Genomic DNA, 22979 nt, shown 5'->3' with positions numbered 1-22979 from the left:
GACAAGCCCGAATGGATATTCGGGCTTTTTTTATGGCAGGGTTAAGGACGGGCCGGGTTAACTTTCGGTCGTCGGTTTTTCCACTTTGCCGGCCATCTGGGCCAGGAAGTCATAGCGTTTTTGCAGATCGACCGCCGCATCTTTCCACAGCTGCTCCGCCACATCCGGCTGCTGAGCGTTGAGGCGACGGAAACGTTGCTCGTTAAGCAGCGTTTCAGCCAGCGCATCGGACGGTGGGCGAGAGTCCAGCGCCAGCGGCAGTTTGCCTTCATCGGCGCGACGAGGGTCGAAACGGTACAGCGGCCAGAAGCCGGTTGCGGTCAGCTGACGCATCTGATCGTGGCTCAGTGCCAGGTCGTAGCCGTGCTCTTCACATGGGCTGTAGGCGATAATCAGCGACGGGCCAGGATAGGCCTCCGCTTCCTGAATGGCCTTCACCGTCTGATTCAGCTGCGCCCCCAGCGAAATTTGCGCCACATAGACATGCCCGTACATCATCATGCTGACGCCGAGATCTTTACGTGCTTTGCGCTTGCCATGTTCACCAAACTTGGTCACGGCGCCGAGCGGGGTGGCTTTCGAGGCCTGACCGCCGGTATTGGAATAACACTGGGTATCGAGGACCAGAATGTTGACGTTTTCAGTCAGGCTCAGGACGTGGTCGAGACCGCCGAAACCAATATCATAGGCCCAGCCATCGCCGCCGATAAGCCAGATGGATTTCTCAACCAGGGCATCGGCATCGGTTAAGAGCTCCTTCGCACCGTCTTCATTAGCCAGAACTTTACGTAACTCAGCCACCTGTTCACGCCGCGCCTCCGGCGTGGCATCGGCATGCAGCGCGTCGTTCAATTCTGCCGGCAGCTTGTCGGCAAATGCGGACAGCAGGCGCATGACGCGCTGACGGTGCTGGTCGACGGTTAAGCGGAAACCAAGACCAAATTCGGCGTTGTCTTCAAACAGCGAGTTCGCCCATGCCGGGCCGCGGCCGTTGGCATCGGTGGTATACGGCGTGGAAGGCAGATTGCCGCCGTAAATTGACGAGCAGCCGGTAGCGTTGGCGATCAGCATCCGGTCGCCGTACAGCTGGGTCAGGAGTTTGATATACGGCGTTTCGCCGCAGCCGGAGCAGGCTCCGGAATATTCAAACAGCGGGCTAATCAACTGCGAAGTACGGATATCGATGCGTTCCAGGCTGGAGCGGTCAATTTCCGGCAGGTTGAGGAAGAAGTCGTAGTTCACTTTCTCTTCTTCCACATGTTCAAGGCGCGACATCATGTTGATGGCCTTGATTTCAGGGTTCTGACGGTCTTTTGCCGGACACACTTCTACGCACAGGTTACAGCCGGTGCAATCTTCCGGCGCGACCTGCAGCACATATTTCTGCCCGCGCATATCGCGAGACTTGACGTCGAGTGAGTGCAGGCTGGCTGGCGCCGCCTCCATTGCCTGCGGCGAGACAACCTTGGCACGAATGGCCGAATGTGGGCAGGCGGCGACGCAGTGGTTGCACTGGGTACACAGTTCTTCCTTCCAGATAGGGATCTCTTCGGCGATATTGCGTTTTTCCCAACGGGTAGTACCCATCGGCCAGGTGCCGTCCGGCGGCAGGGCGGAGACCGGTAGCGCATCGCCGAGCCCGGCAAGCATCGCGGCGGTGACGGTTTTGACAAAATCCGGGGCGGCATCGGAGACCACCGGCGGGCGGTTGGGGCTGGCGGCATCCACAGGCCGCAGCGGCACTTCGGCCAACGACTCGCGGGCTAAGGCCAGCGCCTGCCAGTTACGTTCAACCAAATCCTGGCCTTTGCTGCTGTAGCTTTTGGCAATAGCTCCCTGCAGTTCGGCCAGCGCGCTATCACCTGGCAAAATTTGCGTTAAGTGGAAAAACGCCATCTGCATCACGGTGTTTATACGCGCGCCGAGGCTGCATTCGCGGGCGATCTTTGCGGCGTTGACAATATAAAAGCGCGCCTTTTTCTGGTTTAGCGTCGCCTGCACTTCCTGCGGCAGGCGCGACCAGGCTTCATCCACAGAATATGGCGTGTTAAGCAAGAAAATTCCGCCGGGCTTTAACCTCTCAACCATTTGATATTTGTCGATAAACTGTAGCTGGTGGCAGCCAACAAAATCGGCCTGTGAGATCAAATAGGAAGAGCGAATCGGTTTTTCACTGACGCGCAGATGCGACACGGTCAATCCGCCGGCTTTCTTCGAGTCATAGACGAAGTAGCCCTGCGAGAACCACGGCGTAGAGTTACCGATGATTTTGATGTTGTTCTTGGTCGCCGATACGCTGCCATCGCTGCCCAGTCCGTAGAACAGTGCTTCCAGCCTGGCTTCTGACGGCAGGGTGTTTTCCCCCAGCGGCAGGGAGAGATTTGTCACATCATCGTAGATGCCGACGGTGAAACGCGGTTTAGGCCGGGCTTCGCGTAATTCGTTGAAGATGGCCAGCACGCACTCCGGACCAAACTCTTTGGAGGACAGACCGTAGCGGCCGCCGATGGTGCGCGGAAGCGTTTCGCGCTCGCCGCGGTTAAAGGCTTCCGCCAGGGCGGTCATGATATCAAGGTACAGCGGTTCGGCATGCGCGCCGGGTTCTTTGGTGCGGTCAAGCACGGCGATAGCGCGGGCGCTTTCCGGCAGCGCTTCCAGTAGATGGGTGGCTGAGAAAGGGCGATAGAGGCGAACTTTCAGGACGCCGACTTTTTCGCCGCGGCTGAGCAGCTCGTCCACGACTTCTTCACAGGTGCCAATAGCCGAACCCATGATAACAATGACCCGTTCTGCCTGTGGATCCCCGTAGAACTCGAACGGCTTGTACTGCCGACCGGTCGCGGCGGCGAAATCGTTCATTGCCGTCTCGACGTGATCATAAACTGCGTCATACCAGGGATTCGTGGCTTCGCGGGACTGGAAATAGGTATCCGGGTTAGCGGAGGTCCCGCGGATCACCGGATGCTCCGGGTTCAGCGCACGCTGACGATGAGCATCAATCTCTTCCTGCGGGATCAGGCTACGAATAGTGTCATCCGCAAGCGGGGAAATCTTGTTGATTTCGTGCGAGGTCCGGAAACCATCGAAGAAGTGAATAAACGGCACCCGGCTTTTAAGGGTGGCAATATGGGAAATCAGCGCAAAGTCCTGGGCTTCCTGGACGCTACTGGCGCAGAGCATGGCACAGCCGGTCTGGCGCACGGCCATGACGTCAGAATGGTCGCCAAAAATCGATAGCGCGTGGGTGGCCACGGTGCGGGCGGCGACGTGCAGAACAAACGGCATCAGCTGGCCGGCCAGTTTGTACAGCGTTGGGATCATCAGCAGTAAACCCTGCGATGAGGTAAAGGACGTCGACAGCGCCCCGGTTTGCAGCGCGCCGTGTACGGCCCCAATGGCCCCGGCTTCCGACTGCATTTCCACCACGCGAGGCACGTCTCCCCACACGTTTTTAAGCCCGTTACCCGCCCAGGCATCCGCCTGTTCCGCCATTGTTGAACTGGGCGTAATCGGGTAGATGGCGATAACCTCACTGGTGCGAAACGCGACTGAAGCGGCCGCGCCATTACCGTCGATAGTAATCATAAGAAGACACCCTAACATTGCGCAAAAGAAGAGACCCGACAAACGGCCACAGGTCCTGTAATTATAGTTGTTAGTATAAGGGTATTATCTATACCCTTGAAGTTATGAGGCTTTCGAGTGCACAAATTGATCCACGATGTACCACCGCTGTGGGCCCGGCAGCGGATGAAGATCAATGATAATTCTAGGATTATTTAGACGCTGCTACGGATGTGAGGGGAGTCATGGTGGCCATGCTCCCAGGCAAGGTGCCGAGGGAGCTGCTGGCGTTTCATTTAGAACCAGGTTTCGAGCTGCGCGCCGAAAAATAAGCTTCCCCCGCTGTGATAGCCGGCGCTGCCGAAGGTATCGCTGGTGGAATAATTATCCAGCGATTTGTCCCAGCTCATCCAGGTGGCGAAAAAGCGAATTTCCGGGCGTTCAAAAAAATCGGTCATATTCTGCATTTTGAACGTCGGGGCGAAGGTGAGTTTGTAATAGCTGCCGCTGACCGGCTGGTTGCCGTTAAACCCTTTAGGGTCAATATCCATGTACTGGTAGCTGGCTTCATACTGCAACGCGAAGTTTTGATTAATCTCCTGAATGATCCTTGTGTTCAAGGTGACCCAGTCGTAATGGTCCGAATCCAGATAGCGGCTATTGCTGCTTTGGGCAACAATGAGCGGCGCCAGGCTTAGTCGGTCGGAAAGCGAGGTGATGCCGTAAGAGGCAAATTTTACGGTCCACGCTTTATCGATGAGATAGCCGTCCGACCCCGGGCCACGGACTTCCGCGCCGAGGGACTGGCCATAAAGCAGCACCGTTTTCGAGAGCCCGGGCCGCAATCCGTAGAAGCTGTCACCGTGATACGCCAGCATGGTATTGAAACCCTGCGATGCGGCCTTATCCGAGGCCAGACCGTCATTAATGCGCTTGTCGTTATCTTTGGAGTAGAGACCGTTCAGCATCCACTGCCACTGGGCTAATTTGTTATTAACTGAAAAGGTGTAGTTCTGGATATAGGTATTGGCAGCCCCGGTCATGTTGTTATATTCAACATTTTCCATGGTATCGATATCATTAAAATTACGCCCGTAGACGGAAAGATTGGTTTTTATATCGCCCCAGAAATTCACATCGTAGATACCGGCGCCGGTACCGATCAAATTCATCATATCGGAGTCCAGCCAGTGAATATCAAAATTATCCCGGTCTTCTCGTTTCCCGGCCCACAGGGTGGCGTGGGTGAACGGGCCGCTAAAAGAGGGGAGATCGCTCATTTCAGCAAAGGCCTGACGTAAATTCATCTGACCGTTAAAGGCGCTGTCGGTGTTGTAGGTTTTATCCCATTCGGCGATTTTCATGTAATAGCGCAGTCTGGCGCTGTTGTCGTACTGACGGATGTAGTTAATGTCCGCAGTGACATAGGTGTCGGATTCATTGCCAAGGCGGCCGACGCTGCCGCCGGTGCTTCCGGCGGGCGTCAGCGAAGGGCCCACGGTACTGGTGGCTCCCTGTTGTCCGGTTAAGATTCCGGTGCGGGCATAGCCGCCGATTTTAATGTCGCTATTATTGCTATGGCCCGGCGGCGTATTTACCGTCTGATTGTTGCTTAATGCAGTATCCGTGCGTTGTTCAACGACCTGCAACCGCTGGCGGGCTAAAGTGGCATCGTGTTCTGCGGTGGCGGCTCTTTTTTCTGCCCGATCAATTTTTTGCTCGGCGTGCTGTAACTGTATTTTCGACAGCGATAACTCCGCTTCTATTTTTTCCAGCCGGGCATTTATTTCTTCTAACGTCATATCGGCGCTATGTGCGACGGCGGGTAACGCCAGCGCACAAAACGTCAGGGCATAAGCTTTCATCATTTATACCTGTGCGGGTTTTCCCATACTCCAGGCGCAAGGGCGCCCGCAGCACGGGAATAGTGCCATTAAAAAGTGAAAATAGTGTTATTAACGGGTCAGGTGATGGAATATCTCGCGGTAGTCTTTATTTCATTTTTTTCCTGCCGCTTTATTTGTGTTCACGCACAGGGTGGCGGCAATAAATGCGAAAATAAATACCGCAATCCCGACGGTAATATAGCTAATGAATTGATAACGATCGTATATGTACATCAGCGGTGACAGCAGCACCGCCAGGCCATAGGCGTTAGCTTTGATCGATAAAAGAGAGAGGATCATCCCGCCTAATGCTGAGCTGGTGAGCATCACGGCAATGGCGCGGATACCTGACTGCATCACAATCCCGAAGAGGGCTGGCTCAGAAACTCCCAGCAGCTGGGTGAGCGTGGCGGATATACCGGCGGTTTTAAAGGCCGCATTTTTCGATTTCAGCGAGATGGCCAGGCACACGGCGGCATTAGCAAAGCCATACATGGCGCAAACCGTAATCAGTGGATTAAAGCCGGTGCCGGCAATCAGGGACGTTTCAATCATAATGAACATATGATGCATCCCGGTCATCACTGCGATGGGATAAATAAATCCGATCAGCAGGCCGCCAATTCCGGCCGGTAGGGCGAGGAATTGCCCAATAGCCATCACGGCATAGTGTTCAAATCCGTGTACCAGAGGACCTAAAACAAATAGCGCAATAGCAATAGCAATCAGGATCACAATAAAGGGCGTGAAAATCAGATCCATGGCGTTCGGCATAACTCGCCGGAAATAGATTTCGAGTTTCGCACCAATAATACCGGTAATCAGCGCGGTGAGAATCGAGCCCTGATAACCAACCAGTGGGATAAAGCCAAATACATAAATCGGGGCGGCATGGCCATATGCCACATCATACGCATTGGGAAGTGCCGGTGAGACCAGCATCAGGCCAATGAGAAAGCCGATAATCGGCGTGCCACCAAATTTTTTAAAGGCCGACCAGCAAATAAATGCTGCGAGAAACGCAAACGCGGTATCACAAAGTACCGTGGCCAGGGTCTGCAGATAAACGGGAATGTCCTGCACGCTGCTGCCAAAGCAGGACAGCACGGTATCATTAAAAATGACCCCTTTCAGGCCCAGAAACAGACCGGTGGCGCCAAGCACCGGAACGATAGGGACAAAGACATCGGAAAGGTTGCGAATGCCCCGCTGGAGTTTGCCCGTTTGCTGTCGGGTCATTTCATCCTTGCTAACCTCAGCCACCTGGAATTCGTCAACAAATGCCTGGTAAACTTTGTTGACGATGCCGGTGCCGAGAATTATCTGGTACTGACCTGAATTATAAAATACGCCTTTCACTTCACTAATATGGCGAATTTTCTCGTCATCAATCGATTCGCGGTCCTTCACCTGTAAACGCAAGCGCGTCGCACAGTGGGTGGCCGAGGCGATATTATCCTTGCCAATAGTATTGACTATTTCAACAGCGATATTTTTATATTTGTTCATTTTTAACGCATCCCTTAATAAGAATGGTCTGGTAGGGTTTTAACGGCGAAGTTCTATTGTCGTCATTGCTGAGTAAAACTTCGCCGTCCGGTAATTCAACCGGCTGCTCTTTACTACTCAGATTAGTGATGGAGATAAGACGAACGTCGTCAGAGCATCTCTCATAGGCGATAATGTCATCGGCAACGTTATGCAGCGGCTTAAATGTGCCATAAATCAGGGTCTCGGGAAATTCGACGTTTCTTAAGGTAATCATCCGCTGGTAGAACCAAAAAACGGAATTTTGCCGTGAGACCTGACTTTCTGCATTCACTGAAAAATCGCTGGATGTAAATGCCAGCCACGGTTTCGCCCCTTGATTAAACCCTCCGTTGATGGCGTTGGACCACGGAAACGGCGTGCGCGCATTATCTCTTGAACGTCGGTTAATGAACTCCATCGCCTCGTCGGCGCTAAAGCCTTCTGCCAGCGAACGGGAGAAGTTATCGAGGCTGGAAATATCATCAAACTCGCTAATATCCGTGCGACAAAAGTTCTTCATCCCCAGCTCCTGCCCCTGGTAGATAAACGGCGTTCCATGCATAAAAAAGTACATTGCCGCCAGCGCCGTGGCACCAGTCTCGTTGTGGTAGTTAACGTCCCGGATAAGCTTGGACAGGGCACGAGGCTGGTCGTGATTTTCGATAAACGTGGTCCCCCATCCAGCCCGAATAAACGCCAGCTGACTGGCAAACAGCGTCTCTTTGAACTCTTTTACACGCCAGTTGCGCTGTCGGAACCATTCCGAGCCATTTTCCACGTCGATATCGGCGGCATGAAAATCAAATATCATGTCGAAATACCCCTCGGGCCCGATAAAGCGATCGTATTCATCCAGCGGCACGCCAGGCGCTTCTCCCACGGTCACACAATTAAATTGTTTAAAGGTTTTTTCTTTTAGCTCGTTCAGGAATATCTCAATTCCCGGTCTGTTACGGGCTTTGCTTTTAATGGAGACGAGGCCATCGATGCCGTCGGCCGGAAGAGATCCGAAATCCTGGTCCTTTTTAATAAAGGTAATCGCGTCAATGCGAAAGCCTGCGATCCCTTTATTCAGCCACCAGTTAATCATTGCATAAATCTCTTCACGTAATGCCGGGTTCTCCCAGTTCAGGTCGGGCTGCTTTTTATGGAAAACATGAAGGTAGTACATCTCTTCGTCGGGGACTTTTTCCCACGCGCTGGCGCCAAAAATGGAACGCCAGTTATTCGGCGGGGCGCCGTTAACCGCCGGTTTAAAGATGTAATAATCGCGGTAGGGGGAGTCGGGGTCCGCCAGCGCCTGCTGGAACCAGGCGTGCTCGTCACTGGTATGGTTGACCACCAGGTCAATCATCACTTTGATACCCATTTCCGCGGCCCGGACAATAAGTTCATCGACATCCTGCATGCTGCCAAAGTCAGGGTTTACGGCAAAATAGTCGGCAATATCATAACCGTTATCCGCCATTGGCGACTGATAAAACGGCGATACCCAGATTAGGGTGATGCCTAACGTTTTCAGATAAGGCAGCTTCACAATAATGCCGCGAATGTCGCCGATCCCATCATTGTTACTGTCATAAAAACTCTTAGGGTAAATCTGATAGATGACAGATTCCTTCCACCATGCGGACTGCCGGGGAGTATTCATTGTTTCTCCTTGGTATGAAATCGATACCATATTGATATAAAAAAATTAAGCCGACGCTCTGATAATCAATTCAGATTGCAGATCTTGTTCATCGTACTGATAACGAGTGCCGTTAATGAGTGAAAGCAGGCGTTCAACTGAAATTCGCCCCAGCTGTTCTACAGGCTGGCTGACGGTGGTGAGAGGGACGTTAATCATTTCCGCAACCGGTAAATTATCGAAGCCCATTACCGCAAGATCTGTCGGAACGTTAACGCCTCTGGCGGTCAGGCTGGCAATTAAGCCGCAGGCAACTTCGTCACTTCCGGTAAAGATAGCCTCGGGGCGTTTATCGATATCCATCTGCATAATGGTGTCGGCAAGACGCTGTCCGTCTTTATAGGTATGCATCTGGCGGAAAATAAGCGCGGGATTAATTGTCAGGTTGCCCGCCAGCATGGCGTCGCTAAAGCCGTGATTTCTTCTGCTGCCGTGACCTTTCTGTTCAAATGCGCCGCCGGTGGAATAGGCGATATTTTTATAGCCTTTGTTGATCAAGTACATCACGGCATTATAGGTTGCCTGGCGATCGTCAACTTTTACCACCGGTAGATTGATACCCTCAATGCTGGTATTACACAGCAGGATCGGCCCATATTGCTGGTATTTTTCCAGCACGTTTTTATCGTTTTCGACGGCACATAAGATCAGGCCATCGATAATCTTCTTCTTCAGCAGATCGAGGCAGTTTTTTTCTTCACCTGCGCTGTCGTGGTTTTGCACGATTAATACCGAATAGCCATTTTTGCGCGCGGTGACCTCCAGCGCGTCAACCAGGCTGGCGAAGAACGGGTTAGTAATACGCGAGATAAGCACGCCGATACGGTACGTTTTTACTCCACGCATCTGCTGGGCAACGGTGCTCGGCTCGTAATCAAGCGCCTTCATCGCCGCCAGAATCTTTTCTTTTTTATCATCCGAAATATAGGGATGATTATTCAGGAAACGGGAGACCGTGGTGACGGATAATCCTGCTTTTTCTGCTACGTCTTTTATGGTTGCCATGTGATTTTATGAAATCGTTATCATAGCGCTGTAAACTATTTTCAGCCGATGCATAAGTCAATCACCTTTTTTTAAAACATGATCGACTTCACAACAAAATGCCAGAGGGCAGGGAACGGCTACGATCGTGCAGCTTTCAGTCATTTTCATCACAGGGGAACACCCCCTGACAAGATCAACGTTTGGCCAGAAAATTTGCTAGGAAATGTTAACAGGACGCATAAATACGTATTTCGCCTCTCGACGTGCGGCGCTGCGCTGCCTATTATTCTTGGGTTTGTTTATTTTGGGAAGTTTCTGAGGGGAGAGACGATGCGAGCTGCGTTTTTAGTGGGGTGTGCCGCGTTATTATTGTCGGCCTGTAGTAGTGAACCTGTTCAACAGGCAACAGCGGCACACGTGTCGCCAGGAATGCGTGCCGCGATGAGCAGCTCAGGCCAGGCGAACTGTGCGATGGTTGGCGGCTCATTATCCGTGGCGCGGCAGCTTGATGGTTCGGCGATTGGCATGTGCGCTCTGCCCAACGGGAAGCGCTGCAGCGAGCAAGCGTTAGCGGGTGGAAGCTGCGGTAACTACTAGTTAACCAGGTCGGCGAGTTTATAGACCAGCGTTTGATCGGCAGTGGCCAGCGTCAGCTGATTTTCCGTGAGGTCAACCTGTGCGCCATCGCGTAGCATTTTGCTCAGCGTAGCATCCAGCGTATTGAGTTGGGAATCGGTGCACAGCATACGGGTCATTGCCAGCGTGCTGACCTTCAGCTCGCCACCGCTGATTTTACCTTTGCCGCTAAAGCGGTTGCACATGTTTCCTGAAACATACATATTTTCGCCAAAACTCAGCTCCAGCGGTTTGTCCCCAGCCTTCAGGGCCTGGCCATTAACGCTGGTCAGAACGAAACGATGGTGCTGAAGTTGCTCCGCTCCGGTGGAGACTTTGCTGTTATAAACACAGCCAGATAACAGCATTCCTGCCGCCAGCAGTGCAGCAAACTTGTTCATTATTCCTCCAAAAACATTTTTCACATCTAACAGATAAGCAGAATGTCATTTTACTGCAGGCATTTTCTGTGGGGATTATCTGAATGTGCCCCCGCAGAGGGAGGGCACAAAAGGGAAAGGACCGTCAGACCAGTGCGTTCGGGCAGGTTTCGCCGGCGTCAACCTGGTGCAGGTTATCCAGGGTGGTTTGTGAAATGCTGATCAGCGCTTCGGCGGTCAGGAAAGCCTGGTGCCCGGTGAACAATACGTTGTGACAGGCAGAGAGGCGACGGAATACGTCATCCTGAATCACATCGTTGGACTTATCTTCAAAGAACAGATCGCGTTCGTTTTCATAGACGTCCATGCCCAGTGCGCCGATTTTCTGGTGTTTCAGAGCATCGATTGCCGCCTGTGAATCAATCAGCGCCCCACGGCTGGTGTTGATCACCATTACGCCGTCTTTCATCTGATCAAACGCCGCATGATTCAGCAGATGGTAGTTCTCGTCCGTCAGCGGGCAGTGCAGGGAGATAACGTCGGACTGCGCATACAGCGTCGGCAAATCGACATATTCCACGCCAAGATCCAGCGCTGCGGCGCTTGGATAGGGATCGAACGCCAGCAGACGCATGCCAAACCCTTTCAGAATACGCAGCGTGGCGACGCCGATTTTGCCGGTCCCGATTACCCCGGCAGTTTTACCGTGCATGGTAAAGCCGGTTAAGCCTTCGAGTGAGAAGTTGGCATCACGGGTGCGCTGATAGGCACGGTGGATACGGCGGTTTAAGGACATCATCAGGCCGATGGCATGTTCCGCTACGGCTTCCGGCGAATAGGCAGGAACACGTACTACGCGCAGCCCCAGCTCTTTTGCCGCATCAAGATCGACGTTGTTAAACCCGGCGCAGCGCAGAGCGATGTACTTCACACCGTGTGATTTCAGCTCTTCCAGTACCGCGCGACTTCCGTCATCGTTAACGAAGATACACACGGCTTCGCAGCCGTTGGCCGTTTTCGCGGTTTTTTCGTTTAACAGAAAGTCGAAAAACTCGAGTTCAAAGCCATATGCATCATTAACATGCTGAAGGTACTTTTTATCGTACTGCTTCGTACTATACACAGCGATTTTCATAAGACTTTTCTCCAGTGATTATACCGTCACGGTAGCATATTTAAAATAATCATACAAATCTTAAAAATTAGTTTAGCTTAACGGGTATAATGATAATTCTAGAGCATATCGCTGAGTTGAGGTATCTGTTTAAAACACAATGTGTTTTACCAAAAACTCACGCTGAAGGCACCGGGAGCCAGCAGCACCAGCGGCCAGAGTAGCCCCGAGCTGATATTGGCCAACTGAAACCGCCAGAACGGCGTACCGCTGGCACCGCTCGCCAGCGGGATGGTGGCGCGAAGCGGGGAGAGAAAGCGGCCGAAAAACACCGCCCACTCGCCGTGACGCTGTAGAAAAACCAGGCTGCGGGTCAGGCGTTCGCCGCGTAGCCAGCGGAACTCAAGCAAGCGATGCTGATAGCGTCGTCCCAGCCACCAGGAAAGCCAGAATCCACCTATGGCTCCCAGACTGGCGGTGAGCCACATAAGTAAAAAGTGATTCAGGCTGCCAGACGCCAGTGGACCAAAAAGCAGCAGCCCGGATGTACCCGGCACCAGCAGCGAAATCAGGGCACAGGATTTGCTGAACGTCAGCAGGAAGACCAGCAGCAGCAGGAATGAATAGTGGCGCTGGGCATATTCAATAAGCGAAACAAAAAACTCCACGGGATCCACCCACTTGTTTGAATAACTCCTGGGAGTGTGACAGCCGTTGGCTAAATGGGGGTTAAATAAGCGAATGGCAAAAATTCACCGCAGCGATGACGCCGCAGCAACTATTCTTAGGCTGGATAGAAACTTTAACTCACTGGTCGAACGTGCCACAATATGCGCTACTTTCGGCTTATACTTTTGTTGAATCAGGATATTAACTGCCCATGAAGGGTAAATATAAAGCCGCCATCGCGCTGGTGTTAGCCCTCATTCTGCTACCGCTGGCCTTGTTGTCGACGCTTACCCATTGGGTACCTACGCTGGCCGGGATCTGGCTGCCCGAGGGCACCCGGATCTCGCTCCATGATAGTCCGCGCCTGACGCGTTCTGCGCTACGCATTCCCGATTTACGCTATCTGGTCGGCGACTGCGAGCTGGCCCGGATAACTAACGTTCAACTCTCCCATCCCAGCCGCTGGCGGCTGCACGTTGACGAGCTCGATATCAACAGCGCCTGTCTGAGCAAGCTACCAGAAAGTGAACCGGCGGCCGGTGCGCCGCGCACCCTGGCACAATGGCAGTCGATGCTGCCCTATAGCTGGCTGACAATTGAAAATCTGCGCCTCTCGCCGTGGGAGAAGTGGCAGGGTCGGCTGGTGATGTCATTGACTCCACAGCAGCAGGATATCGGCTACAGCGGCAAAGAGATGACGCTTCAGGCTCGCCTGCGCGGGCAGGCGCTGACGGTGAGTAACTTTTCTGCACAGCTGGTCGAGGATCAGGCGCCGGTGAAGCTGGTTGGCGAGTTTCATATGCCGCTGGTACCCGACGGATTGCCGGTTGACGGTCATCTGATAGCCACGCTTGAGTTCCCGCAAACGGCCGGGCTGGTTGATGCGGAACTTGAATGGCAGAAAAACCGCGGGCAGCTGGTGGTCACGCCGCGCGGCGACGTTGAGCCGATGCTCGATTTGCCGTGGGAAATTACCCCGGAACGCATCGCCATCAGCGATGGCCGCTGGAGCACTGAATATGCCGGGTATCCGCTGAGCGGGCGCGTGGCGCTGTCCGTTGGCAACTGGCAACAGGGCACCGAGCAGATGCAGGTAAGCGGCCGTCTGAACGTTCTCACCCACGGGGAAGCCGGGAAAGGGAACGCCGTGCTGACGATAGGCCCGGGTAAACTGAGCATGGACAATACCGACATGCCGTTGCAGCTGACCGGTGAGGCCAAGCTTGGCGATCTGATTGTCTACGCCGTGCTACCGGCGAATCTCAGCGGCCCGCTGGCCACCCCGGCGCTGGTGTTCCACCCCGGCGCGCTGCTGCGCTCCCGTGGTCGGGTCATTGATTCTCTCAATATTGACGAAGTCCGCCTGCCGCTGGCTGGGGTAAAGGTCACGCAACAGGGCGTTGACGGCCGTCTGCAGGCGATTCTGCGCGCTCACGAACAGCAAATGGGTGACTTCTCGCTACATCTCGATGGTCAGGCCGACAATTTTATGCCCGACAGCGGCCGCTGGCAGTGGCGCTACTGGGGAGAGGGGCACTTCACGCCGATGCAGGCAAAGTGGGATGTCAAAGGTGCGGGCGCGTGGATAGACAGCTCGATCGTACTGAACAGTCTGTCGACGGGATTCGATAAGCTTCAGTATGGCACCATGCTGGTCAGCACCCCGCGATTAACCCTGGATGAGCCGGTGCACTGGCTGCGCAGCGAACAGCACCCGAGACTGACCGGAGCGCTGTCGCTGGATGCGGGGAAAACCAGCTTTAGCAGCGGCAGCGAACTTCCTCCTTCAACCTTAAAGTTCAATATCGACGGACGCGACCCGACCTGGTTCCAGTTCAACGGGGCGCTTCACGCCAATAAAATTGGTCCCGTACGGGTCGCCGGTCGCTGGGATGGTGAACGTCTGCGGGGTCAGGCCTGGTGGCCAAAACAGTCGTTAACCGTGTTTCAACCGCTGGTGCCGCCGGACTGGAAAATGAACCTGCGTGAAGGGATGCTGTATGCGCAGGTTGCCTTCTCGGCGGCAGCTGGCCAGGGATTTGAGGCCGGCGGCCACGGCGTCTTAAAAGGCGGCAGCGCCTGGATGCCGGACAATCAGATTAATGGCGTAGATTTTGTTCTGCCTTTCCGCTTTAGTCAGGGAGTCTGGCAGCTGGGTACCCGTCGGCCGGTGTCGCTGCGTATTGGCGAAATCGTCAACCAGGTGACGGCGAAAAATCTCTCGGCGGACCTCCAGGGGGCCTGGCCATGGAGTGAAAGCGACCCGCTTCAGTTGAGCAACGTCAGCGTGGACATTCTCGGTGGTCAGGTGACTATGCAGCAGCTGCGCATGCCGCAGCATGATCCGGCGCTACTGCGTCTACAGCACATCTCCAGCAGCGAACTGGTGAGCGCGGTGAATATAAAGCAATTCGCCATGTCAGGGGCATTTAACGGCGCGCTGCCGCTGTGGCTGAACAATGACAAATGGATTATTAAAGACGGCTGGTTGGGTAACCCGGGACCGATGACGTTACGTCTTGATAAGGACATGGCGGATGCCATGGTCAACGATAATATCTCCGCCGGCGCGGCGATTAACTGGCTGCGCTATATGGAGATCTCCCGTTCATGGACGCGCATCGATCTCGATAATCTCGGCATGCTGACGCTGAAGGCGACCATCAGCGGCACCAGCCGCGTCGGGGATCAGAGTAATACGGTGCATTTAAACTATTCTCATGAAGAGAATATTTTTGACCTGTGGCGCAGTTTACGTTTTGGCGACAATTTGCAGGCATGGTTTGAGCAAAATGCCGTGCTCCCCGTGCGCAGCTGTACGGACAGTAAAAAGTGTAAGGAACAACAATGATGAAATTGCTAACGGCGATGCTGATGACGATGCTGCTGGCGGGCTGTACGCCACGAATTGAAATCGCGGCGTCAAAAGAGCCGATCACCATCAATATGAATGTCAAAATTGAACATGAGATTCATATCAAAGTGGATAAGGATGTTGAAGAGTTACTGAAGTCGCGTAGCGATCTATTCTGAGGTGGCGATGAGAAAACGACTGTTAACGGCGGCGTTGGCGCTTGGCCTCTTCAGCTCATCGGCTCTGGCGTTGACGCTGGGGGAAGCGCGGGAACAAGGGCGGGTTGGCGAAACGCTTAACGGCTACCTGGCGCCGCTGCGTCAGGACAAGGAAACGCTGGCGCTGGTCAAACAGATAAACTCGGCCAGGAGCGAAAGCTACCAGCAGCTGGCGGATGATAATAATCTGCCGGTGGACGAGGTGGCCAAAATGGCCGGGCAGAAGCTGGTGTCACGGGCGCAGCCCGGTGAGTACGTTCAGGGGATAAACGGCAAATGGCTGCGTAAATAGCACCTCCATAACTTTTGCTTGAACGAAATGGCCGCTGATGACACTCTCGTTCATCAGCGGCCAGGCTTCAGTTCAGCGTTATGGCTAACGGTGCTGCTGTAAAATCGTCATAAAATCCTGCTTACTGGAGATTAACGACAGCGCGTTGGCAATAATTTCATCACTGAAAATAGACGCGATGTCCTTCAGAACATCAATATGTTCCTTCTCTTTGGCAATCACCCCAATCGCAATAAACATGACGTTGCTTCGGTCCCAGATAACCCCATCAGGGAACTGGAAAATTTCTACTCCGGTTCGAAGAATAATGCTGGTCGCAGATTTCGGCAGATGGGGGAGCGTAATCCCGTTACCTAAAAAGGTGGAAACCTGACGCTCTCTTTCCTCAAGAAACACGATACAGTCTTCGCTGACGTAGCCTTTCTTTTTAAATTCCGCCCCCAGCATGGTCAAGACTTCTGCCTTATTTTTAGCCTTGCAACCAAGGTGGAGATTCTCTTGTGTAATATTAGCGATCATTATGAGCGACCTCCGCGCCGTTATTTAGCCGTGCATCATATTTATTAGACGATAATTCTTCTTCCAGTTGCTCCAGCGATTTGTTTGATGTTTCCGGGAGCGCGGTGACCACAAAGATAATGGCAAGATAGTTAATCGCCGCAAAAATCAGGAAGACCGGACCCAGCCCGAGTTTGGCCTGTAGCAGAGGGAACAAATAGCTGACAATCGCATTCATGATCCACATGAAGAATACCGAAATACCCATCGACAGGCCGCGGAATTTCAGCGGGAACAGTTCGGCTAATACCACCCAGGTAATAAAGCCCATGGTTCCTTGCATAACCCCGACAAACATCGCACCGAGCAGCCAGATGGCCGTTGCCTTGAGATCGCCGACCAGCGTGTAATCGACGCCGGCAATGATCAGATGCAGCGTCGCCATAATGGCAAAGCCGTAAATAATGATGGTTTTGCGCTTAAAGCGGTCAACGAGGAAAAAGACCCCAATCAGCATCCCGCCCACGGAGAATACCCCATTGAGCACGTTACATATTAAGGACGTTCTTTCTGAGAATCCGGCCGTGCTCAGAATTTCCGTGCCATAGTACATAATGACGTTGACCCCGGTGGTCTGTTGTAATGCGGCCCAGATGATACCCACCAGCAGCAATTTAAAAATCCACGGCGTGTTAAGGATGGTCATAAACGCATTTTGAGTACTGACTTTTCGGTCGGCTTCGACTTTGATCAGGGTTGAAATATCGGCGAATTCTTGCGCCGCGCGCTCCGGCGAGCGGATCTGCTTTAAGACTTCCAGCGCTTCTTGATGGCGGTTTTTACTGACCAGCCAGCGTGGGCTTTCCGGTGAACGCAACATTCCGACAAATAAACAAATTGCCGGTATCGCCTGCACCATCAGCATATAACGCCACACCTCCGGGAGATGGCCCCAGACGATGCCAATAATGGCGTTGATGGCAAAGGCGGCCAGCTGCCCGATAACAATGGCAACTTCATTCAGGCCGGTGAGTTTGCCGCGCATTTCCGTTGGCGCAACTTCGGAAATAAACGTCGGTGCCGTGACGGAAGCGCCCCCAACGGCATATCCCAGCAGGAAGCGGGAAATCAGCAGGACGGTGATATCCGGTGCGAGGGCCGACATTAATGCCCCGACCAGGAAAATAAATGACAGACAGAGCAGATATTTGCGTCTGCCAAAATAATCTGCAAGGGTCCCACCGAAGACGCTGCCAATAGCGGCGCCCACCAGCAATACGCTCATGACCAGGCCTTCAGTCGTTGGCGTCAGGGCCATATATTGCTTCAGTGAAGAAAATGCACCATTAATAACCCCAGTGTCATAGCCAAATAGCAGGCCACCAAATGTTGCCACGAGTGTTATTTGGTGAAGCCGCTTTCTTTGCTGTACGTTCAGTTTCATGATAGCTGACATTTTCATACCTTTTATTTTCATTAACAGCACCGGTCATCCTGTTTCTCCCTGGCCGTCGCCCGCAGTTTTTATCCTGTCGACCAATGACGCTGGTGAAATATTTTCGGGTGCGATTATTCGCCTTCATCGCAGTAGGCTAAATAAATACGGGCGATAGGCGTGTTTTTGATTGATGGTGTGTTATCAGTGTCTCTGGAATGCGTATTGCATCCGCGATGCTGGCTATCGGCATTCATACGGCGAACCAACGGCCGCTTTCGCGCGGAATTGATGACAACGTTCCCCTGTGGCCAGTAGCGATAAGTCCTGTTCTTACTTCCTTCATGGTCTCCTCCGTGCCTGCGGGTTTGCGTACCGCCGAGAGTGGACAGGTTGCGTTTTATCGAAGGGTAATATGCCATTCGCGAATGAAATAAAATCACAAATAGATCACAAATTGAAAATTTCATTTCATTTAAAAATGTTTATGACGAAACATTTTATGCGGTTTTTGAAAAGGCGTGGATTTTATCTCATTGATAATAAAAGATAAATTTCATCGGTCATTGTGAGGTCAGCAAAAATAAATCATTGAATTAAAAGTTAAATTTTTGATACGAGTCACGCTTTTAAATCCTTACCGTTAATAATGAAATTAAAATTCCATTTTACATTTTTTTATGTGATTTTGTTTTTTTCGCAGCGAAAGGCCAGGCCGTACCGGAGTAGGGGCCGGGAGTCGCGGAATCGGCTTAATCGGGGCAATGCGCAAGCGGGTAGAGGAGACCAGTCAACCGGCTATAACAGCGGGGAAACGAGCTGACGAAAGCAAAGCACACCCGGCCAGTTGCAGGGCAGTTTGCGATGAGGCTTACGAAAACTAGCGGCAGCGCTTGCGATATTCCCCTGGCGACACGCCAAAGCGCTGTTTAAAGGCGGTAGAGAAGTGGCTGTGGTCACTGAATCCCCAGCTGTAGCCAATCCCGGCCAGCTTTTCGTCATCGTGCGCGCTGAGTAGCGCCCGCGCACAGAGATCGAGACGACGGTTCTTAATATACTGTGCGACCACCAGACCCTTGTCGGCAAACAGGCGGTACAGGCTGCGAACCGACATCCCGGTTTCGCTGGCCAGCCATTCCGGGCGCAGATGCTCCGCCTGAATGGACTCATCAATTAAGTCCATAATTTTATGGAACTGTTTTTCCCTGCGCGAGGGCTGAACATCATGCTGATGCAGCATCGGACGCAGCAGACAGACAATAGCCTCCAGGGCAGCGGCACTCTCGCTTTCCGACAATTCAGGGCTGCACATGCTTTCGTGCAACAGTCGCTGACTGAGCTGGACCATCGGCAGGGATTTTTCCAGTCGGGTGGCAATGCTAATTTCGCTGCCGCGCAGCTGTTGTTCAAGCAGCTGCCGGGGGAGCAGCAGGGAAGCCTGGCGCGATGTCTGCTGCCAGAAGATGGAGCAGGGACGGGAAGCATCAATCAGGGTGATGTCACCCGCGCTCAGCACCACCTGACGATCGTCTTGCTCAATGGCCGCCTGGCCGGAGAGCTGAAACACGGTATAAAACCAGTCGTCGTTGCTGCGCTTAATCTCATTGCGGGTGCGGAACAAATTGACGCCGCAGGCGGTGACGGTGCTGACTTTCAGATTGCCCGCATAGCTGGCGTCAATCTCCCCGTGAAAGTTGCCCTCCAGCGGACGGGCGGCAAAATGGCCGCAGACCTGATTGATTTTCGCCAACCAGCGCTGGTAGTCCTGCCCGTGCTCCGCCGTCGCCATAATGTGTCTCTTGTAAACATAATGTTTTTGTATTGTTGCATTTACGCTGTGGCATACAAGAGCAAGACGCGGAGTATATGAAAGAACTATTACCTGAGGCACATTTCTGCGCACGCAATATGTTTAATTGCGGTGGCTGTCACAGCGGCAAAAACGAATGTCACAGAGAAAAAAGCGCGAACGCCGGGCTCGTCGTAGACTCAATTCACGATCCGAGAGGAATAAGGAAGCGATATGTCCACAGCACAGGTAGCGCTGCTTGCCAGCGTACAGCAGTTTTTAGACAGGCAGCATGGCTTATATATTGACGGCACCCAGCAAGCGTCGCAGAGCGAGCAGCGGCTCACCGTCTGGAACCCGGCGACCGGGCAGGCTATCGCCAGCACGGCGGATGCCAACGCGGCCGATGTCGATCGCGCCGTGATGTCAGCCTGGCGCGCGTTTGTCGCCCGTAGCTGGGCAGGCCGTACGCCGGCCGACCGCGAGCGTATTCTGCTGCGTTTTGCCGACCTGGTTGAACAGCATGGCGAAGAGCTGGCGCAGCTGGAAACGCTGGAGCAGGGGAAATCCATCAATATTTCTCGCGCATTTGAAGTCGGCTGTACGCTGAACTGGATGCGTTATACCGCCGGACTGACGACTAAAATCAGCGGACGCACGCTCGATGTGTCGATTCCCTTCCCGCAGGGCGCACGCTATCAGGCGTGGACCAGGAAGGAGCCGGTGGGGGTCGTTGCCGGTATCGTGCCGTGGAACTTCCCGCTGATGATTGGGATGTGGAAGGTGATGCCGGCGCTGGCAGCGGGGTGCTCTATCGTCATCAAACCCTCGGAGACCACGCCGCTGACGCTGCTGCGCGTCGCTGAGCTGGCCACCGAGGCGGGGATCCCGGACGGAGTGTTTAACGTTGTCACCGGTAGCGGTGTCGGATGCGGCTCGGCGTTGACCTCTCATCCGCAGGTGGCGAAGGTCAGCTTCACCGGCTCCACCGCAACCGGTAAGCATATCGCCCGCGTGGCCGCCGACCGCCTGACCCGCGTCACACTGGAACTGGGCGGGAAAAACCCGGCGATTGTGCTCAAAGATGCCAACCCGGAGTGGGTCATTGAAGGGCTGATGACCGGCAGCTTCCTCAACCAGGGCCAGGTGTGTGCTGCCAGCTCACGGATCTACATTGAAGCGCCGCTGTTCGATACGCTGGTGAGCGGCTTTGAACAGGCGGTGAAATCGCTGCAGGTGGGGCCTGGGATGCTGGAAACGACCCAGATTAACCCGGTGGTTTCAAAAGGGCACTGTGAGAAGGTCGCGGCTTATCTTGATGAGGCCCGTAAGCAAAAAGCAGAGCTGATCTCCGGGCAGGTGGGGCCGGATTCACAGGGCTTTTATATTGCGCCAACACTGGTCATTAACCCGGATGCCGGGCTGCGCCTGAGCCGGGAAGAGGTCTTCGGTCCGGTGGTCAATCTGGTCCGCGTCGCCGATGGTGAAGAGGCGCTACGCCTTGCAAACGACAGTGATTACGGTCTGACCGCCAGCGTCTGGACCGGTGATTTAACCCAGGCGCTGAACTACACCGATAGCCTGCAGGCCGGGACGGTATGGGTCAACAGCCATACGCTTATCGATGCCAACCTGCCGTTTGGCGGGATGAAGCAGTCCGGAACCGGGCGCGACTTCGGCCCGGACTGGCTGGACGACTGGTGCGAAACGAAATCGGTCTGCGTACGTTATTAATCTCTGCCTCAGTGCCTGGCTCCCGGTGATGCACCGCGGGGTCGGGCGCTTTTGACGATTGCCCTCCTGATCCCCTTCTCGTCTGCTATTTTTACCTTGTCAATCCTGACCGCTGCTAACGCAGCCCGCGATGAGGTCCTATGAACTTACTGGTGTTTTGTGACGGTACCTGGAATACCCCCCAGCAGCTTGATGATGGAAAGCCCGCCCCGACCAATGTGGTCAAACTCAGGAACGCCGTGGCGGAAAATAGTCATCAGCGCGTTTACTATCACTCCGGCGTGGGGACCGACGGCGGTGTGGTCGATCGGTATATTGGCGGTGGGATCGGCGAAGGCCTTGATAAGAATATTATCAGCGCCTACTACTGGCTGGCGACCCACTATCAGCCCGGCGATAACATCTGGCTGTTTGGCTTTAGTCGCGGGGCTTATACCGTCCGGAGCCTTGGCGGAATGATTGCACGCTGCGGATTATTGAACGCCAGCCAGGCGGGGACCGGCGACGATAAGGTCTGGGAGGATATCAACGATCTCTTCAGCCAGTACCGCCAGCCGGCGGGCAGCGTACCGGCAATAACGGCCAGCGTAGGCCGGCCCTTTTATTCGGTTGCGACGGGGCATCCAACCAAAGAGAGTATTCCTGTCTATTTTATTGGCGTTTGGGAAACGGTGGGCTCACTGGGCATTCCCGACGATATGGCGTTAGTCAATCTGCTGGATAACCCGAAAAAGTATGCCTTCCACGATACCTCACTCAGCCCGATTGTTGAGCATGCCCGCCATGCGCTGGCGCTGGATGAGCAGCGGCAGAGCTTCATCCCCACGCTGTGGGATAACGTGGCGGGTAACCCGAAGGTGAAACAGCGCTGGTTCGTCGGCGTGCATTCTGACGTGGGCGGCGGCTACGCGCAGTGCGGCTTATCGGATATCACCCTGCAATGGATGATGACAGAGGCTGAAGCGCTGGGCCTTGCGCTGCTGCCGGGTATTGAGACTCAGCTGGCCCCCGATCCCCAGGGGCTGCAACATGATTCGGTAACCGGCATTTTTAAGCTGCTGCATACCTGTCCGCGCAGCGTACCGCAGATTGTCAGCGGGAGTCCCGATGTCGATGCCAGCGTGATACAGCGGCAAAGCCAGCCGATGCTGCTCCACGGGCGCTACCGACCGGCCACCAATGTAACGGCAGAACAACCGGCGACTTTAGACGTTTTTGCGCGCGAACGCTGGAATGAAACGGGAGTCTGGCTGGAGGCGGGGGTTGAGTATCGTTTTAGTGCTACGGGGAAATGGGTGGATGGTTCGGTGCCCTGTGACGCAGGCGGCACCGATGACGGGAAGTTTTATCCCGGCGAGGCCGCGCAGATTATGGCCTCCGTTGCCAACAAACTGGAAACCCTGTGGAAGGGGGCGACCAAAAACCAGGACGTAGATTTTTGGCTGAGCCGACGCGTCGGCACGGCGCCGTGGTTCGCGCTTATTGGGGTGGTTGCCAATCATGCGGATTCTGCTGCCGACGCGCCTGAGCCGCGGCATGAAATCGTTGTTATCGGGACCGGATGCCGGTTCACGCCGGCTAAAAGCGGCTATTTCTACGCATACGCGAACGATGCGTGGCAAATGTACGATAACAATCGCGGCAGCGTCTCTCTGACAATTGCCCGTTAGGTGGTGGCAGGCATCCATCGCTATCCGCGTTATCCGCGTTATCGGCGCAGGGGA

At 54.0% G+C, this 22979-nt stretch carries 17 protein-coding genes; 6 read left to right on the top strand and 11 right to left on the bottom strand.

Annotated features, from left to right (window positions below):
* Positions 1–57: 57 nt before the first annotated feature.
* The 5 genes from nifJ to ACMYSK_RS07845 all read right to left on the bottom strand — a co-directional run bounded on the left by nifJ (position 58) and on the right by ACMYSK_RS07845 (position 9675).
* Positions 58–3585 (bottom strand): pyruvate:ferredoxin (flavodoxin) oxidoreductase, encoded by a 3528-nt coding sequence (nifJ, locus tag ACMYSK_RS07865; RefSeq protein WP_434641599.1) that lies wholly within the window; start codon positions 3583–3585, stop codon positions 58–60.
* A gap of 275 nt (positions 3586–3860) precedes the next feature.
* Entirely contained in the window at positions 3861–5432 is a 1572-nt protein-coding gene (locus ACMYSK_RS07860; protein WP_434641597.1) for a carbohydrate porin, read from the bottom strand.
* Positions 5433–5561: 129 nt separating this feature from the next.
* Positions 5562–6959 carry a PTS transporter subunit EIIC gene (locus tag ACMYSK_RS07855; RefSeq protein ID WP_434641595.1) on the bottom strand — a complete coding sequence of 466 codons (1398 nt, stop codon included), beginning with the start codon at positions 6957–6959 and terminating at the stop codon, positions 5562–5564.
* A complete protein-coding gene (locus ACMYSK_RS07850) occupies positions 6946–8631 on the bottom strand; it encodes a glycoside hydrolase family 13 protein (protein ID WP_434641593.1) in 1686 nt (561 codons plus the stop codon). The genes ACMYSK_RS07855 and ACMYSK_RS07850 overlap by 14 nt, the downstream gene beginning before the upstream one ends.
* Positions 8632–8676: 45 nt before the next feature.
* Entirely contained in the window at positions 8677–9675 is a 999-nt protein-coding gene (locus ACMYSK_RS07845) for a LacI family DNA-binding transcriptional regulator (RefSeq protein WP_434641591.1), read from the bottom strand.
* A gap of 312 nt (positions 9676–9987) precedes the next feature.
* Between ACMYSK_RS07845 and ACMYSK_RS07840 the strand changes: the two genes are divergently transcribed.
* A complete protein-coding gene (locus ACMYSK_RS07840) occupies positions 9988–10254 on the top strand; it encodes a putative hemolysin (RefSeq protein ID WP_434641589.1) in 267 nt (88 codons plus the stop codon).
* Here the strand turns inward: ACMYSK_RS07840 and hslJ are convergent.
* From hslJ to ACMYSK_RS07825, 3 genes are all read right to left on the bottom strand, one after another.
* Positions 10251–10673 carry a heat shock protein HslJ gene (hslJ, locus tag ACMYSK_RS07835; RefSeq protein WP_434641588.1) on the bottom strand — a complete coding sequence of 141 codons (423 nt, stop codon included), beginning with the start codon at positions 10671–10673 and terminating at the stop codon, positions 10251–10253. The genes ACMYSK_RS07840 and hslJ overlap by 4 nt on opposite strands.
* 124 nt (positions 10674–10797) lie before the next feature.
* Positions 10798–11787: a 2-hydroxyacid dehydrogenase gene (locus tag ACMYSK_RS07830; protein WP_434641586.1), complete on the bottom strand. Its 990-nt coding sequence runs from the start codon at positions 11785–11787 to the stop codon at positions 10798–10800.
* Between the two features lie 146 nt (positions 11788–11933).
* Positions 11934–12434, bottom strand: a complete 501-nt coding sequence (locus ACMYSK_RS07825; RefSeq protein ID WP_434641583.1) for a DedA family protein — start codon at positions 12432–12434, stop codon at positions 11934–11936.
* A gap of 212 nt (positions 12435–12646) precedes the next feature.
* Here ACMYSK_RS07825 and ACMYSK_RS07820 point away from each other — a divergent pair, with 212 nt between their 5' ends.
* The 3 genes from ACMYSK_RS07820 to ACMYSK_RS07810 are packed head-to-tail and all read left to right on the top strand — an operon-like array spanning position 12647 to position 15799.
* Positions 12647–15286 (top strand): YdbH family protein, encoded by a 2640-nt coding sequence (locus ACMYSK_RS07820; protein WP_434641581.1) that lies wholly within the window; start codon positions 12647–12649, stop codon positions 15284–15286.
* Complete coding sequence (locus ACMYSK_RS07815) at positions 15283–15468, top strand: YnbE family lipoprotein (protein WP_434641579.1); 186 nt, start codon at positions 15283–15285, stop codon at positions 15466–15468. The genes ACMYSK_RS07820 and ACMYSK_RS07815 overlap by 4 nt, the downstream gene beginning before the upstream one ends.
* A gap of 7 nt (positions 15469–15475) precedes the next feature.
* Complete coding sequence (locus ACMYSK_RS07810; protein WP_434641578.1) at positions 15476–15799, top strand: YdbL family protein; 324 nt, start codon at positions 15476–15478, stop codon at positions 15797–15799.
* Positions 15800–15883: 84 nt separating this feature from the next.
* Here the strand turns inward: ACMYSK_RS07810 and ACMYSK_RS07805 are convergent, their stop codons facing one another.
* The 3 genes from ACMYSK_RS07805 to feaR all read right to left on the bottom strand — a co-directional run bounded on the left by ACMYSK_RS07805 (position 15884) and on the right by feaR (position 19524).
* A complete protein-coding gene (locus tag ACMYSK_RS07805) occupies positions 15884–16318 on the bottom strand; it encodes a PTS sugar transporter subunit IIA (RefSeq protein ID WP_434641577.1) in 435 nt (144 codons plus the stop codon).
* Positions 16308–17753, bottom strand: coding sequence for a sugar porter family MFS transporter (locus ACMYSK_RS07800; RefSeq protein WP_434641575.1), 1446 nt, complete (start codon positions 17751–17753; stop codon positions 16308–16310). Before ACMYSK_RS07800 ends, ACMYSK_RS07805 begins: the two co-directional genes overlap by 11 nt.
* 859 nt (positions 17754–18612) lie before the next feature.
* Positions 18613–19524, bottom strand: a complete 912-nt coding sequence (feaR, locus tag ACMYSK_RS07795; protein WP_434643983.1) for a transcriptional regulator FeaR — start codon at positions 19522–19524, stop codon at positions 18613–18615.
* Between the two features lie 231 nt (positions 19525–19755).
* Between feaR and ACMYSK_RS07790 the strand changes: the two genes are divergently transcribed.
* Both ACMYSK_RS07790 and ACMYSK_RS07785 read left to right on the top strand, forming a co-directional pair.
* Complete coding sequence (locus ACMYSK_RS07790; RefSeq protein WP_434641573.1) at positions 19756–21255, top strand: aldehyde dehydrogenase family protein; 1500 nt, start codon at positions 19756–19758, stop codon at positions 21253–21255.
* A gap of 140 nt (positions 21256–21395) precedes the next feature.
* Positions 21396–22925, top strand: coding sequence for a DUF2235 domain-containing protein (locus ACMYSK_RS07785; RefSeq protein ID WP_434641571.1), 1530 nt, complete (start codon positions 21396–21398; stop codon positions 22923–22925).
* The last annotated feature ends 54 nt before the right edge of the window (positions 22926–22979 follow it).

This window comes from Klebsiella sp. I138 (assembly GCF_051131765.1).
In the GTDB taxonomy this organism is placed as follows: Bacteria; Pseudomonadota; Gammaproteobacteria; order Enterobacterales; family Enterobacteriaceae; genus Klebsiella.
This window is presented reverse-complemented; position numbering and strand designations above follow the sequence as displayed.